The 14,910-nt window shown below is 53.0% G+C and carries 18 protein-coding genes and 1 tRNA gene; 7 read left to right on the top strand and 12 right to left on the bottom strand.

Annotation, left to right across the window (positions count from 1 at the left end):
• Positions 1-156: 156 nt before the first annotated feature.
• From ACR0CE_RS18350 to ACR0CE_RS18340, 3 genes are all read right to left on the bottom strand, one after another.
• Entirely contained in the window at positions 157-735 is a 579-nt protein-coding gene (locus tag ACR0CE_RS18350; RefSeq protein ID WP_480833397.1) for a hypothetical protein, read from the bottom strand.
• Positions 732-1,466 (bottom strand): PDDEXK family nuclease, encoded by a 735-nt coding sequence (locus ACR0CE_RS18345; protein WP_480833396.1) that lies wholly within the window; start codon positions 1,464-1,466, stop codon positions 732-734. Before ACR0CE_RS18345 ends, ACR0CE_RS18350 begins: the two co-directional genes overlap by 4 nt.
• Positions 1,467-1,682: 216 nt before the next feature.
• Complete coding sequence (locus tag ACR0CE_RS18340; RefSeq protein WP_480833394.1) at positions 1,683-1,907, bottom strand: helix-turn-helix domain-containing protein; 225 nt, start codon at positions 1,905-1,907, stop codon at positions 1,683-1,685.
• 259 nt (positions 1,908-2,166) lie between these two features.
• On the opposite strand from ACR0CE_RS18340, the gene ACR0CE_RS18335 reads away from it, so the two are divergent.
• The gene (locus ACR0CE_RS18335; RefSeq protein ID WP_480833393.1) at positions 2,167-2,634 is read left to right on the top strand and encodes a hypothetical protein; all 468 of its coding nucleotides are present in this window, start codon (positions 2,167-2,169) and stop codon (positions 2,632-2,634) included.
• A 194-nt stretch (positions 2,635-2,828) separates the two neighbouring features.
• On the opposite strand, the gene ACR0CE_RS18330 is transcribed toward ACR0CE_RS18335, so the two are convergent.
• A complete protein-coding gene (locus tag ACR0CE_RS18330; RefSeq protein WP_480833392.1) occupies positions 2,829-3,977 on the bottom strand; it encodes a hypothetical protein in 1,149 nt (382 codons plus the stop codon).
• A 446-nt stretch (positions 3,978-4,423) separates the two neighbouring features.
• Positions 4,424-4,585, bottom strand: a complete 162-nt coding sequence (locus ACR0CE_RS18325; RefSeq protein ID WP_480833391.1) for a hypothetical protein — start codon at positions 4,583-4,585, stop codon at positions 4,424-4,426.
• A 79-nt stretch (positions 4,586-4,664) separates the two neighbouring features.
• Here ACR0CE_RS18325 and ACR0CE_RS18320 point away from each other — a divergent pair, with 79 nt between their 5' ends.
• Positions 4,665-6,206: an anti-phage dCTP deaminase gene (locus tag ACR0CE_RS18320; protein WP_480833390.1), complete on the top strand. Its 1,542-nt coding sequence runs from the start codon at positions 4,665-4,667 to the stop codon at positions 6,204-6,206.
• A gap of 42 nt (positions 6,207-6,248) precedes the next feature.
• Here ACR0CE_RS18320 and ACR0CE_RS18315 read toward each other — a convergent pair whose 3' ends face one another.
• Together ACR0CE_RS18315 and ACR0CE_RS18310 are read right to left on the bottom strand one after the other, a co-directional pair.
• Complete coding sequence (locus ACR0CE_RS18315) at positions 6,249-6,914, bottom strand: hypothetical protein (protein WP_480833389.1); 666 nt, start codon at positions 6,912-6,914, stop codon at positions 6,249-6,251.
• Between the two features lie 54 nt (positions 6,915-6,968).
• Positions 6,969-7,208: a DUF2188 domain-containing protein gene (locus ACR0CE_RS18310; RefSeq protein WP_170753510.1), complete on the bottom strand. Its 240-nt coding sequence runs from the start codon at positions 7,206-7,208 to the stop codon at positions 6,969-6,971.
• Between the two features lie 138 nt (positions 7,209-7,346).
• Here ACR0CE_RS18310 and ACR0CE_RS18305 point away from each other — a divergent pair, with 138 nt between their 5' ends.
• Entirely contained in the window at positions 7,347-7,667 is a 321-nt protein-coding gene (locus ACR0CE_RS18305; RefSeq protein WP_480833388.1) for a helix-turn-helix domain-containing protein, read from the top strand.
• 10 nt (positions 7,668-7,677) lie between these two features.
• Entirely contained in the window at positions 7,678-8,595 is a 918-nt protein-coding gene (locus ACR0CE_RS18300) for an ImmA/IrrE family metallo-endopeptidase (RefSeq protein WP_480833387.1), read from the top strand.
• 478 nt (positions 8,596-9,073) lie between these two features.
• Here ACR0CE_RS18300 and ACR0CE_RS18295 read toward each other — a convergent pair.
• The 4 genes from ACR0CE_RS18295 to ACR0CE_RS18280 form a co-directional block, all read right to left on the bottom strand.
• A tRNA-Arg gene (locus ACR0CE_RS18295) sits at positions 9,074-9,150 on the bottom strand.
• A gap of 64 nt (positions 9,151-9,214) precedes the next feature.
• Complete coding sequence (locus ACR0CE_RS18290) at positions 9,215-10,597, bottom strand: ATP-binding protein (RefSeq protein WP_480508479.1); 1,383 nt, start codon at positions 10,595-10,597, stop codon at positions 9,215-9,217.
• Between the two features lie 18 nt (positions 10,598-10,615).
• Positions 10,616-12,034 carry a dihydrolipoyl dehydrogenase family protein gene (locus ACR0CE_RS18285; RefSeq protein ID WP_480774290.1) on the bottom strand — a complete coding sequence of 473 codons (1,419 nt, stop codon included), beginning with the start codon at positions 12,032-12,034 and terminating at the stop codon, positions 10,616-10,618.
• 3 nt (positions 12,035-12,037) lie between these two features.
• Positions 12,038-12,796 (bottom strand): TVP38/TMEM64 family protein, encoded by a 759-nt coding sequence (locus ACR0CE_RS18280; protein WP_267366121.1) that lies wholly within the window; start codon positions 12,794-12,796, stop codon positions 12,038-12,040.
• 269 nt (positions 12,797-13,065) lie between these two features.
• Between ACR0CE_RS18280 and rpmH the strand changes: the two genes are divergently transcribed.
• The 3 genes from rpmH to yidD are packed head-to-tail and all read left to right on the top strand — an operon-like array spanning position 13,066 to position 13,882.
• A complete protein-coding gene (gene rpmH, locus ACR0CE_RS18275) occupies positions 13,066-13,200 on the top strand; it encodes a 50S ribosomal protein L34 (RefSeq protein WP_005980833.1) in 135 nt (44 codons plus the stop codon).
• A gap of 26 nt (positions 13,201-13,226) precedes the next feature.
• Positions 13,227-13,652 (top strand): ribonuclease P protein component, encoded by a 426-nt coding sequence (rnpA, locus tag ACR0CE_RS18270; RefSeq protein ID WP_480833386.1) that lies wholly within the window; start codon positions 13,227-13,229, stop codon positions 13,650-13,652.
• A complete protein-coding gene (yidD, locus tag ACR0CE_RS18265; RefSeq protein WP_209505895.1) occupies positions 13,649-13,882 on the top strand; it encodes a membrane protein insertion efficiency factor YidD in 234 nt (77 codons plus the stop codon). Before rnpA ends, yidD begins: the two co-directional genes overlap by 4 nt.
• Here the strand turns inward: yidD and ACR0CE_RS18260 are convergent.
• Positions 13,879-14,814, bottom strand: coding sequence for an alpha/beta fold hydrolase (locus tag ACR0CE_RS18260; protein ID WP_480833385.1), 936 nt, complete (start codon positions 14,812-14,814; stop codon positions 13,879-13,881). The genes yidD and ACR0CE_RS18260 overlap by 4 nt on opposite strands.
• Positions 14,815-14,910: the final 96 nt, after the last annotated feature.

The raw sequence follows: 14,910 nt of genomic DNA, 5'->3' as shown, positions 1-14,910 counted from the left end.
GCGAGGAAGCTAACGAAACCAAATACCAGGAGGGTCAACTTTGGACGCCGATTACCCCAGTACAGGGGTCAATTTTGCATGCCGGTTCACAGCCCCTTTTTGCTTGATCTCGAGTCAAATAGCCCTCAATGCACTCACCCATCAGTCGAGAGGCTTCTAAGCAGAATCTTGGGCTCCGATTGCCGCACCTATGGGTCTGAGGAACCAATCCAAATGGCGAATACCCAGCATTCTCAAATCTCTTGACCCATTCACGGAGTGTGTGGGGCTCGGTGGATCTTTGAGTTTGCTTTCGTTCCCAGCCCGTGGCTTGCGCCACTTTCTCTGAGCTGCGCGCATTTGCCTGTTCACATGCACTTCAAGCGAGGGCATCGCACGCACGATGGATTCGTCTGTGCGCTTCAATTCGCCAGATGACTGGAACTGCAAAAAAGCATCAACCCAAGCGCTACGCCAACTGACGATTTCACATAGATGCTCAGGCATACTTGCAAGGGTGTCCAAACCAGCGCTCATCCGAGCTTTCTGACTTTGCAAAAGGAAGTATCCAGGCTCGAACTCTACATTGGGTCTTCTCAACAAATCATGCAGCTCATCGAAGGTGAGAGAAAGAACATGGGCGGGCTCATCAACGGCTTCAAAATGACATCCCAGTTCGGTTTTTTCGGTGAGGCGGTGCTCGCGCCCATCAACGGACAATCGGTCATTTACAGTCACTCTGAGGGGAAGTTTCATTTCAAACCTCCACTGCACACCAAAGTATCGAGATCGATCAGGTGTCTCTTGTCAGTGTTGAGCAAGCCCTCATAGATAGCGATCACCACGGCACGGAAACCGTGGCCACCCAAGTTCAGCATCTGCGACAGCTCACCAACTGTCCTCGGAAATTCGTTGTCTCTGACAAGGGCTTCAAGACGTTTTTGGTGGTCGGAATTTCGTGATCTTGAAAATTCAACAAAACGCTGCGCGTTGAGTGCTTCGGCACGGGTGAAGTGCCTATCGGTCACAAGCACAACTTCGTCGGCAAATTCCTTGGGCGTTGCTGCACGAATTCGCTTCAACTCGCGGGGGAAGCCGCTCTTCTGGGCAATTTTCCATGGCTTTACGGCGAGCGCCAGGCGACGACCATCTCCAAGTACTACCTGGAAATCGAAGAAGTGGTGCTTTCGCTTTCCAGACTCATCTCGATATCTGATGAACGGCGGCTGTTCCCAAATGTCGACGACATCATGATTGGCCAAGTACAGAAACAAGACGCGCTGTTCCAACTTGCTCTCAAAATGCACGATCCTTGGGCGTCTGTTTCCCGGCAGGTCAACAACTATCCCGCCTCTAGAGCTGTGCTTGGATCGTCGCGAAATACTCCGTGTCGCACGGCTGGGCTCAGGCGACATCTCGCCCGTTAATGTGAACTCATCATCTTTCATGTCTGTGATTTGGAGCGCCGACCAGCTTGGGCCGATCATGCCTCTCCACCTTCTTTTGGTGTTCCTTGGGCAAAGCCAAGCCACCTCATCGCCAAAAGCGACGACGAAACAGTTGACTTTGCGATCATGGCGGGGGAAGAAGGTGTATCGGTTACGTATCGATACAGAATAAAAGGTCTCGCGGTGTAGTGGCTTGCGAGGCCTTTTTCTTTCCTTCCTATGAGGTTGTTGCTAGCTCATATTTGGGCACCTCCGTTATCCATAGCGTTCCGGCCACAGAGCCTCAGGTGTTGTCCCAAGCTTTTCTGCTATGGCTTTCTGTACGTAGTCGGAGCGCCTGTATCCTTGCGACACAGTAGACACTGAGCTGATGGAACGACCGATGTCACGGCTCAGCTTAGCCAGTGAACTGCCCTTAAGCCGAAGGTCACACTTGATCTGCTCATGTTTGGCGAGATCGACAATCAGATTCTCTGTCATGTCAAATGTTCCGACTGATTCCGGTTACCGAAATCTACCAAACGACCTCGCAGATGTCATTTTTATTGTTTATTAGTAATAAGTTGTACTTTCATGCCCCAAAGTTTCAATGCCATGTCGGAAGACAATCAGCTAAGCTGCTGAAACGCCGATGGCTTTGCGCCAAGAGACGCAAATCGAGGTATCTGACGTTGAAGGAACTGGGTAAGGCTTGAACACAGTAGTCGAAATAAAGTGCGGCAGAGTTCCGACTATTTTCTTGAGAGAGACGCCAAATGCGTGGCAGCCGTACCTGCGCCGCAAAATCCTCGCTTTGCTTAGACAAAGTAAAACCCATAAGGAATTTGCCGCGCGGCTCGGAATTAGCCCGTTGGTTGTGCGACGGCTCCTGGACTTGCTTGGCGTCGACTATGTTCAACGCCTCTATAGGCAATATGAAAAGGGAAATACCTGCTCAGATATTGCCAACGCAAACGGGATGAAGCCAGCAACGCTTTCCAGGCTCTTTAGGGAACGCGGCTTCGAAGTGCGGCGCGGGGTTCGTAAACCAAAAGTGCCAAAACAAAAGCTGCGCCGCATCTGGATAGAGACCCAGATAATCAACAGGGTGGCGCGAGAATTCAAAATCCATTGGAAAACGGCACTGCATCTGCTTGAGGGCGAAAAGCTAATCGTGGGTTATAACGGTCGACCGAGAAAACTCTCAAAATCATCACGGCCACCGTAGGTTTGTCGTGTGCACCTCAAGGGCATACCAGCAAACTTAGAAAACTCTTGGTTCGGCCCATGCCGGTCATTCGACGCTAACGTTTGCGCAGCAGCGCAGCTTCCCAAGAACCGAAGTTGACCAATTCTGCAATTGGCTTTCATAAGGCGAAGGCTGCGGAGCATTCTCAACAGCCTTCTGTCTGTCTATCTTGGCTATTCAGTAGATTTATCTGCTCGCTGGCTGGCGTAAGCTTTGAGCATCATTTCAGTGTACTCAACGGTACTGGAGGTGTGCTCGCCCAACCCCGGCCAAGCAAAAGGCAACTCCCGCAGGCATAGCTCTTGCTCAACATTGATTCCGAGAAGAGCCGCTACCTTCAGAGCAGAAACTGGTTCCTTGTACTCCGGCCAAAGGTCTTCATCAAAGGTGATCCAGACATCGTTGTCTTCATCAACGGATATTTCTGCAAACAGTGCCCCCAAACGCTCGCTTGCGTTTGAAGCATCTTCTACAAGCGCGCTTCGGATCAAAAGTGTAATTTTTTCTGGATCAAGCTCTAATTTCAGCCGCGTGTCTCTGACATCAACAACTAGATCAGGCCTCTTAGGAATGTCGTTGTCCGCTATTGGTTTAGGTCGCGCATCTCCGTCTTTAGGCCACCAAGCATTCTCGTGGATATCGAGTGGAGAAGCGCCACAAGTTGGGCAATGCCAAAGGCTCTTCGCAATCTGATTGCCCGTCATCGACGAGTCACAATGCAGGCAATACCATTTATTCGATTCAGCGCCACTGATCGGATGACGGACGACACCTTCTTTGTCAGGTTTTGTAGACCGTCTCGGCCAGTCAGACGCAATACCGGCACGAACCTGTTCCGCACGTTTGAGTGCAATACTAAGTGCCTGTTTCTGAAACTGCGGTTCGTGAACGGGTGCCTCTTGTTCGATCTGCGCAGCGATCTCAAGGCGAGGTGCCTTGTTCGGTGCCTCCGGTACGTGAAGGTGCCATCCTGTCCCGTACAAATGAACATCGCCCAGTGAAACTGAGATTTGGTATTCGTGCCCGTCGATCTTTCCGTGTTGAACATCGTTTTCGAAAATCGAGGTTTGAATATAAGAGCCATGTTTGGGTCGGCCAGCTTCATCTCCAGGAAGAGAGTTTATGAGCAGGCTTTCTACGCTCGACAGTTGCGCCTGCGTTGGAAGCCAACCTGTTCTGTGCTCCCTTGTGACGTCGTTCCAATGTGGGAACCCAAGATGCCTGGCAACAAAGTCACGTGCTTCGTGTAAAGGAACCTGTTGCGCTCGTGCATAGCGCTTTGACAGTTCTTTCAGTTTTTTTAGTGAATGTGTCGGTTTCATGATCCATATCCGAACTGGATCCGAAAAGGTGCCCGCTGCTTATCGGACCCTGCCAACGGCATGGTATCCAAAAAAGTAAATTCGCGCTGCTTTGCTTCGCATGGCGGGCACACCGGCCTACGCGCTAGGCCATCCACACTATCCGTTGTCGAACAAAGAAGGTCAAGCGGCACATTGCCAACCGCTATCGCCAAAAACTACGCCGTACAGCAGTTTCGCTAGAGAACACGTTTGCATCGCCCAGCTGCCCAGGAGTTTGGGAGAAGACAAAGCGAAACTGCTGTTCGGAAGGTTAAAGGCAGGATCAACACACTATGGATTGTCGAGCACACGGGATTTCGGGTGGATTTGCGACCCAAAACTAAGCAAAAAGAAAAACGGTGCTGACTAGGTCAGCACCGTTTCTTTGTGTCTTGTCGCTATTAGTTAGCTCAACACTTATGAGGTCATTTCATCTCTACAACGTTTTCTTTTTCCTGACTCTCACGCCATTCTTGGGCGCGCTCAAAGTCGGCTTGTGTCGCTTCGGAAGTCTGTTCGTAGTCCTTTAGGGTCTGCTCAAAAGAGCTTGAGAAATCGAACTGCGGGGCCTGTTCTCGGTTCTGCATGGTCTCTCCCTGTCAAGATATAGTAGACACTGTTACACACGTACACTAGCGTGTCACGCGATCATTTGAGGTATCGTTTATGGAAAAAGTCGTAGATGTGGAACTTGTAGTTGGTCTTGTAGGACGTTTGGGCACAGACATGCCTATGGTCATAAAACGCATCGAAGAAACACTCCACAGCCTCCACTACCAGCATCACCACATCAAACTTACGGACTATGTCAAAGATCCCAATCGCCGTTTCGAAATCACCGAAACACCTATTGAGAAGCGTTATCAGACGTACATCAAGGCGTGCAACGAAGTGCGTAAAGAAAGCACTCGCGACGATTTTTTTGTGTCATACGCAATTGAACGGATTCGAGCAATCCGGCGAGAAAAAAACATCGATAGCAACGCGAATTTACCACTTCGACGCACTGCATACATTATTGATCAGATCAAGCGACCCGAAGAAGTCGCGGCACTGCGATCAATTTATGGACAACAGTTTATTTTGGTTTCTTGTCACTCGCCAGCGGATCACTTGAAACAAACATTGGCTCAGAAAATTGCGGACGGCCATTCTGACACCCCAAAATCAAGCAAGTGGCAGGCAGCGGCCATGGAGCTAGTAACCGTCGATGACGATGAAACTTCAGTGCGACATGGTCAGCGCGTGAGCGATGTGTTCCCACTTGCAGATGTAGTTGTTGACACTTCTGATGGGGAACAGCTCGAAAAACTTCTAAAGCGGTTCTTCTTCGCATTGTTCGGAAACTTTGTCATCTCTCCAACAAAAGGCGAATTTTTCTTGAACCTTGCGTATCAGACATCGTTGACTTCCTGCGACACGGCTCGTCAAGTTGGTGCGGCTATCTCTAGAGATAGCGATGTGATTTCGACCGGATACAACGAAGCGCCTAAGCCACTCGGCGGAACTTACTGGCCTGAAGATGGCGAAGATGGTCGAGATGTTGCACTTGGGAAAGATCCAAACACTATCCGCAAACGCCAGATGGTAGTGGATATTGTACAAAGACTGGCACGTTCTGGTGAACTTAAGAGGAATTTTGAAGATGACACGGCGATCGCTGGGGCGTTCCTGGATTCAAAAGATGCTCCTCTAAAAAAGGCTCAAGTTTTGGATACTCTAGAATATGGCCGCGCTGTGCACGCTGAGATGGCGGCAATTTCTTCTGCTGCACGATTGGGGCTCAGCTTGGCCGGTTCGACTCTATATTGTACAACGTTCCCATGTCACAACTGCGCTAAGCACATAGTGGCAACTGGTGTTCATGAGGTTTTCTACCTTGAGCCTTACGCCAAAAGCTTTGCGGATGACTTGTATCCTGACTCAATCGATATCGATCAAAAGAAGCCTGATACTGACAAGGTTATGTTTAAACAGTTTGTAGGAATAACGCCTCAAAGGTACAAAAACCTATTCTCAAAGTCGAAGCTGAAAGACAAGTCTGGGCATGTAAAGCCGTGGGATGCAGATACCGCGCAGCCCATCATCGAAAAACTGGATCAAGGCCACACTTCACGCGAAGTACTTTTCCAAAAATCCATTAAAGAAAATGTCGGTTCAAGCGCGCCTCATCTTCTTAGCAGCAGTCAACAAGCTGAAGATGCTTAGATTGCTTGTTTAAACGAGTTCCTTCACCATAACCTCACCAACTCAATATTCCATTCTTAGCTCTTCCCACCGCTTTAGCAGTTTTCCGTAGAGCAACTCGAAGGTTGCGTCTTCGTTGCCCTGCCATCGGCAGTCTTTTGGTGAGAAAGATGTCCCACGTAGAACGTCGAGTATTCTGAAGTCATCAATTTGATGATTTGGGAACGCCTTTGAGATTAACCAGAGACCCAAACGTGCATTTTTCTCCGATAGGGCGGGCTTCTCTGCAAAATAGGGGTAGATAAATCGCTTTTCTTGGCTGCCGACAGAAAGTCCTAGGAAATTCTCAACTTTCACCGTGGCGTCCAGCCCTTCAACTGCGAACTGCGCTTTTATCTCAGTCGGATACGGAACTATTGCCTCGTTGTTGAAACGTTTTTTGTTAAGCCACCAGTCCATAAAGCCTTCGTGAAGACTTGGGTACAATCGCTTACGTTGCTTGTTCGAGGCAACTCGCGTTTCGGTGCGCAGCGCTAAGTCGGTACCATCAAGCACGTAGCTCTTAGCATCGGACCAGAATGGAACGTGAAAGTCACCTCCGCCGCTTCTTTTACCGATCTCCTTGGCTACCTCAGATCGTATATCAGCACGTAACATACTGACTTGTTTTGGCTCCGTTGAGCCAAAAGCAGCTAGCAATTTGCGTAAGTGTATTTTTCGAAAAGACATCTGGTGCCTCCCAACGAAGTGTGGTCTGACTCCTCCCTTTCCAGACCGCTTAAGTTAACCTTTAGGCGGATGCGGGTCATTTCCATGACTGTCGCTTTGAGCGATCCGCCCATCCTTGTTGTGAATTCGAAACTCGGTTCCCTGATTTCGGCTGACTTGCCGGCCACTGTCAACGGCAGCTTGTTTGGTGTCGTGGTGACTGGTGGCGCGGCTGCTACCGCCTCGTTTGACGTCCCACCCTCCTTTTGGGTTTGGGACAACATGATGGCTGTCTGGTCCTTTCCTTTTGGTCATGGCGACCTCCTTCTATTCACGCATTAGCAAGAATCATAGTTCGCAATAACGAACATCCAATCGGTAAATTAGGGGGTGGTGTAAGTCAAGATCAAAAAGTATGGTAATACCGAACCATCAAATAAGTGGAGTGTTCCGATGCCCACACCTCTCGGAGACCGCATTCGTCAGCTTCGCAAAGAAGCCTCTATGACCTTGGAAGGGCTCGCAAAAAGAATTGACTCGAGTAAGAGCTATGTCTGGGAAATTGAAAATAAGGATGTCGCGAGGCCATCTGCTGAAAAGCTAGCGCGCATTGCAACCGCCTTGGAAACAACAGTTGACTACCTACTGCAAGGCACAAGCGTCACCGATGCTGAAGATGCACGCGACCAAGCCTTTTACCGGAAGTACATGAAACAAGATGCCGCAAAACGACGCCAGATGCAGAAGTTTTTAGACGCTTTAGATGAAGATTGACTGACGCTGGATGAAAAGAGCTCCGCAGAAAGAAGCTATTAGGCTTTCCACATTGCTAAAGATGACATTGGGTGAGGATAGGTTCCCTGTCGATGTTGCGTTGTTGGCTAAAGAAATTTCCAAGAACAATCCCGACCCAATAGATAAAGTGGTCGGGGGCGATCTTCCTGGGTTTGAAGGAATGCTACGGCCTCATTCAAAAAGACCTGCATGGCATATCGTTTACAACAACGATCCCAGGTACGATGGACGTAACCGTTTCACGATGGCCCACGAGCTAGGACATTATCAACTGCACCGACCGGTTCTTACGGAACAAAACTACAGGTCTGGGGCACTGGATAACGATACGCTTTTCCAATGCAAGCCGATGCAGAGCAACGCGTGGAAGGAATCTGAGCAACAAAGAGAGGAAGAAGCCGATACCTTTGCTTCCTTTCTGTTGATGCCGATTGATGACTACCGCGCGCAGGTCTCTGGTCAAAACATGTCAGCGGAGATGCTTGACCATGTGACCGACAGATACGGTGTGTCGCTCACTGCCGCAGCGCTAAAATGGATCGAATTTACGGATACTCGAGCTGCAATGGTGGTTTCACGAGACGGATTTGCGCTCTGGGGGCGCGCGAGCAAATCTGCATATAAAAGTGGAATATTTGTGCGATCCGGTATGGCTCTACCAGAGTTAGTTATCGGCGAAATCGATAGCTCGAGCCGAGGTTTTCTGTCTGACACACCCGTAGAACGTCCAAAGGGTGTGTGGTTTTTCAGCCGGGGTTCAGAGACTCTGCAAGAGCTAACCCTTCGGTCTGAGTTTCTAGATATTTCAATTTCGATATTGCAGTTTCAGGCAACACCGTCCTTGAACACCGACGAAGACCCAAGTGATTGGGACACCGTCGATCAATTCAACCGAGCCTCTCGTTAAAGCCAGCTTGGGTGCTTACACCCCAAGCAAGTCACACGCGTAGCATACTTCTGTTTTCTGCCTATTTTTGGCATAGTTAGGCTGATTTGCACCCTACTTGTGACAATGTAGCTCGTCCAGCCGCTCTTGTTCTGGGCCAGAGGGATTTGGACGAGCCAAACGCCTCTGGCCGTCAGGGGTAAGACGCTGCCTTCCCCCTCGGGCAACCCTATTAGACAACACCGTGTCCTCAGCTACGCCCGCGGGCCGCACCACCATTGTCGAATAGCATTGCCTCGCCCCCATCCGCGTTCGCCACGTGGCAGATCAGCAGGGACAGGCGCCTTCGGCGTCTGATCTGCCAATCAGCCCTGATTTTCCCAAAAGGGAAGTCAGGATCATTGAAATCGGTCTAGGTGCTGGATGAAGGAAGTGAGGCGAAAATGGCAAGGTTCTGTCGCTGGTGGCAGAACTATGTGTCGCCTGACAAGAAAACCAGTGGCGGACCGAGGAGGATTCGAACCCCCGACCCCTTGATTCGTAGTCAAGTACTCTATCCAGCTGAGCTATCGGTCCGCGTTGGTGAGGCGCTATTTAGACCTGTGGTCAAAGACGTGCAAGCCGATTCTTCAAAAAAAAATCAAAAAGTCATGTCACCGCGCGGAAGCCTGATTTCAAAGATCGTTCCTTCGGGTCCGGTCTCTTTCAGTGTCAGGTTACCGCCATGCCCGCGCACCAGTTCCTGAGAGATTGCAAGACCCAGGCCAGAGCCTCCTTTGCGGACCCCCCCCTGAAACGGTGTGAACAGGTTTTCACGTGCTTTTGGCGGAAGACCCGGCCCGGTGTCGCGAATTTCAAGACACCAGGCATCCTGATATTCACACCCGACGATGGTGATGTGACCCGGCTTACCCGAGGCTTCCAACGCCTGTCTTGCGTTACGCACGAGGTTCATGATGACACGAAACAACTGCTCGGGGTCGGCGCGGGCGATCAGATCTTCCGGCACTTCGTTCACGATCTCGACGCAGCCCCCTGCGACTGCCAGCTGTTCGCTGGTGGCGACGTCAGCCGCAATTGTCCGTAGGGGCACCATCGTCAAGGTGGGCGCAGGTTCTTCTGCACGGCCGAATGCCAATGTGCTTTCACACAGCGATACAGCACGGGTGATCGAATTCACCAACTTCGGAGCCATTCGCCGGACCAGCGGGTCATCACTGGATTCGATCCTGTCCGTGAACAGCTGCGCCGATGTCAGAATGTTGCGCAGGTCATGGCTGACCTTTGCAACCGCCCCGCCCAGTTGCGCCAGCCGCTCGCGCTGTTTGAGAGCCTGCGTCAGTTCCGTTTGCAGCATCTTCAGCGCTTCTTCAGCCTCGCGCAATTCCGTCACTCTGGAATTCGGCGAGATGATGCCGCGCGCGTCCTCGGGTGCGCTGGCATAGCGCTGCATATATCCAACCACGCTTTTGATGGGCCGGACAAGAACCACGCGCACCGCAAGGAACAGTAAGGACGCCGTGATGATCGAGATGACAAAAGACAGCCCCAGAATGCGCAGGCCGTAATCAACCATCGCCATACGCAGGGGGGCGCTGTCGATGGTGACCTCGATCAGCAGCCCCGCGCCCTTGACCGGCTCGCCAATGATACGGATGACTTCATTTTCAGGTATAAATATCCGGCTCACCGCATCCCGGATCAAAATCCATGGACCGGCATCCCGTAGATCAAATGTTTTGGTGATTGCCTCTGGAATCGGAGACGACAGCATGAGTTGGCGGACTTCATCCCGACGCAATACCACGTTGTAGACACCGGCATTCGCCAGCAATTCCGCCTCAAGATCTTCGGCCAGCATATCATCTGCCAACAAAGCCAGCGATGCGATCTGAGCGCGTTCCAGACGGTTCAGCAGGAAATCCTCGCGGAACCGGGCAATCGACGGGACAAAGATCAGGATTTCGGCCAACATAACGAAGACCGTCGTCAGGATCAGAAATCGGCCCGACAGCGAGTTCAATTTACGCTCCTTTACAGGTCAGGGAATCCAACGCTGAACAAACCTGACCACACGTTTAACTGTCTGATTCTCAAACAGCCTTGGAGAGAAATAAGCGCCAGCAACGCGTTTGTTAAGCTCTCCGATTGTCGGATAGGGTGAAACCATAGCAGCTATCTGCCCCATCTTCAGATTATTGGCCAAAGCCAGCGACCACATGTTTATCAACTCGCCCGCCTGATGGCCCACAATCGTGGCGCCGACGGGCCTGCCCTTCACCACCATGACCTTGATGAACCCTTTGGTTTTGCGCTCGGCCAAAGCGCGGTCATTGTGGTGATAATCAAAGCGCGCAACCTCCAGCCTGTCGCCATGCCGGTCGCGGGCCTGAGCTTCGGTCAGACCTACCTGTGCCAGTTCAGGATCGGTGAACGTTGCCCACGGGATATGCGCCGTTTTCGCCCTGGAGGGCAGGCCGAACAAGGCGGATCGAATGATGATACCCGCATGATACCCGGCAACATGGGTGAATTGCAGCCCCCCCACGACATCGCCAATCGCATAGACCCGGCGGTTTGACGTCCGCAAGCTGTCATCCGTCTTGATTCCGGTTCTGGTGCGGTCAATTCCCGCCGCAGTCAGGTTCAGACGCTCGATATTGGCCTTGCGCCCTACGGCGATCAAAAGGTGAGAGCCCCGGTGAATATCGCCGTTCTCGGTCACGACCTCCACAACGCCATCCTTTCCGCGAATCTGGGCCACCACGGCGTTTTCGTGGATCACGACACCTTCACTGCGCAAAGCCTCCAGCACAATGGACGCGGCCTCGGGGTCGTCTTTGCCCAACGCCCTCTGCCCTTCAACGACTGTTACCTTGCTGCCCAACCGGACATGAGCCTGCGCCATTTCCATACCCACCGGACCACCGCCAATGATCAGCAGGTGTTCCGGACGCTCGCGCAGGTCGAAGATGGTTTCGTTTGTTTGATAAGGTACAGTGTCCAGACCAGGGATTGGCGGAACCATTGGCGACGACCCGGTCGCAATCACGATCCGGCGCGCGGTGATGACATGATCTCCGGCCTGCACTTTGGTCGGGGAGATAAAGCTGCCATATTCGCGGATCACTTTGACACCCAAACCTTCGAAGCGCTCCTGGCTGTCCATCGGTTCGATCTGGGCAATCACATCCCGCACATGATCCTTCGCCGCTGCATAGTCGATCTGAGGGTTTACATCGGCCACGCCAAACGCGGCGGAATGCGCCTGACCAAAGGCCGCTTTGCCGCTTGCGATCAGCGCTTTCGACGGGACGCAGCCGAAGTTCAGGCAGTCGCCACCCATCTTGTGCCCTTCCAGAAGGATCACCTTCGCACCCATCTGGCTGGCACCGGCCGCAACCGATAACCCACCGGACCCGGCCCCAATGACCAGGATATCTGTCTTGAGGTGTTGCATGGGTCAGGCGTCCTTTCCGCCACGCAGGGACTTGATGACAATCGGCAAAGCAGCCAGCACACACAAGCCGACAATGGGGCCAATGACGAAGGGTTCCCACAACAAAGATACGTCCGGTGTTTCGCCACGGTCGAACACACCGCCCAGCCCAACGCCGATCCAGGTGTAAACGATACCCCCCGGAATAATGCCCAGCGCCGTCGTGATCAGAAAATTGCGAAATTTGACGCCCACCAGCGCAGGCACCAGATTGGCCACAAAGAACGGCACAACCGGGACAAGCCGCAGCAGGAACAGCACCGAGATTTCGTTCTCGCGCAACCTGTCTTTCAGCTTCCCAATCGTCCCCTTTGAAGCATCCAGCCGGGCCGTCAAAGCATTGCCCAACCCCCAGCGGGCAGCCAAAAAGATGGCCGATGCGCCAATAGTGGCCGAAAATACATTGAACACCGTTCCGGCAAACAGTCCAAACAGGAACCCACCTGTCATCGAGGCGACAGCAGCCCCGGGCAGCGAAAACGCGACGATTACGATATAGACGGCAACGAACCCGGCCACCATGGCCCAATAGTTTGCGTCCCGCCACGCCAGCAACGCTTCGCGGTTGTCGCGCAGGGTTTCGAAAGTCAGGTAATCACCCAGCGTGAAAAACCCCACCGCGGCGACACCGAGAATCACCAGCAAGGGGATATGACGCGCCAACCCGTTTCGTGGAGCGTGGCTTGTTTCGGACATCTGGCCTTCCGGTTCTTCTTGCTTCATCTTACGCCCAACATGCGCTGCTTGCGCTTTTGGCAACAGGGGGTTCACGGGGCCTTGATCTATGTGGCCGCGAACGTGACAGTTTCAGACGATAATCGACCGATTTGAAATCTTTTCTGCATCCGGTTTACAGAATTGTTGCAAAAGCCGCGAAAACCGGACCGTTGGGGTTTGACTTACACTTCGCTTGGCAGTAGAGGACGGGCTTCGAACACTAGGGCCAGGCGAATCCGCGCCGCACCCGACCGCTATAGATTGGAGACGGAGCGATGAAACGCACCTATCAGCCTTCGAACCTGGTTCGCAAACGCCGCCACGGTTTCCGCGCGCGCATGGCCACCAAAGCCGGCCGCAAGATCCTGAACGCACGCCGCGCCCGCGGCCGCAAATCGCTGAGCGCGTAAAACCGCCCACCGATCAGGGTATGAACATGACGCCGCCGGAGGCCCCTGAGGATGGTAAGAACCACCCCGGGAATACGCCCCCGGCGGCTTCTGTTTGTCTACCCACATCCCTGACGATCCTGAAAAAAAGAGCCGATTTCCTGAAAGCCGCCCGCGCGCGCAGGCAGGGAACGTCTTCGATGATGGTGCAGGCCCGCAGACGCGCTCCGGATGAAGCGGTGGGGCTGCGCGTTGGCTTTACCTGCTCAAAGAAAGTCGGCAACGCCGTGGCCCGCAATCGTGCCAAGCGCCGCCTGAGAGAAGTCGCACGGGCCGTCTTGCCTGTGTCTGGTCTTGAAGGTTGGGACTATGTGCTGATCGGGCGGGCTGATGTAACCGCCGATCTTCCTTATAACGTCCTGCTGAGCGACTTGCGGTATGCGCTTCGCAAAGTGCATGCGGATCGCAAATGACCTTCCTGTCCCATATCGTCGCCCTGCCCGTTCGCGCGTACCGGCTGATTTTCAGCCCCTGGGTTGGTTTCAACTGCCGCTATCAGCCCACATGCTCGGCCTATGCACTGGAAGCATTGGAAAAACATGGCGCGATCCGGGGATCGTGGCTGGCTGCGCACCGGATTTGCCGGTGCCACCCCTGGGGCGGTGACGGTTACGATCCGGTGCCCGACAATACCGACCCTTAAGTCAACGCCAGGTTGCCGCGGTCGGTGAAGCTGCGGGTCGGAATGACCTCTCGGTCCAGTTTTCCCATCAACGTATGGTGCAGGTCTTCGAAAAACCGGGACGAATCAAAATACCAATTGTGTGTCGCCGAAGGCCCATCCCCGTATTCATCGCGGGTATTCTTGAAATGGGACCCGCAATACAGACTGACCGCTTTCTCAGGCCGGTCGTTTGGCATTCCGACACGGCCCAGTCGGCGCGATACTCCGACACGCTTGACCTCTGAAATCGACAAAACCTCGTCAAAGGGGCTGTAATAGCATGTCAGCCTGGTACAACGTCGCATCAGAGAGGAGGTCTTGGAACTGCCGTCACGGAACGATTTCGCGGATACATCCGCCGCAACAAACGCGATCTGGCTGGTCATCCAGCTGTGTTGCGCGGTTTCATGGTCGTCATCGGCATAATCCATGGCTTCGCGCACCAAGAACGTGCCCATGGAATGCGCCAGAACATGGACGTTATACCGGCAATCCGCGGTCTGCATCCTGGACAGCCGCGTGATCCCGTGACTGAACAATTTTTCTGCCGCACGCCGCGCGTCAGCCCGGTCAACGTTATAGCCCAGAACCGATCCATCGCTTGGCCAATCATAGCTGATGACCACACCGTTAAAGCCATGCGCCTCGAGACCGGTGCGTATTTTGCGGTGACGTTCCAGCATCTGATATTGCTCGGTATTGAACCCGTGCACGAAGACGACAATATGCCCATTCACGGTAGCCGTCGCCCCGGCTTCGGCCTGAATCCGGCTTATCCATTGAGACTGCGGTATTTCATGCTGCCGTGCCGGTTGCCCGACATTTCCCGGAATAGCCAGATATCGCGCGGCACCCACCTTGTTTGAATAGTGATCGCCGCTGCGGGCGCGGACCGAAAAGAAGTAGTCCATAATATACCTCCTGAAAAATACGCGCAGGGTAACACGGGTGCAACTACGCTCCAAACGCGGTTGATCCTGCTTCTACGCCTTGCCCGGGCCTTCGGT

It is taken from the genome of Ruegeria sp. L11, from assembly GCF_056531755.1.
The sequence above is the reverse complement of the archived record's forward strand: the minus strand, read 5'-3'. Positions and strand labels throughout refer to the sequence as shown.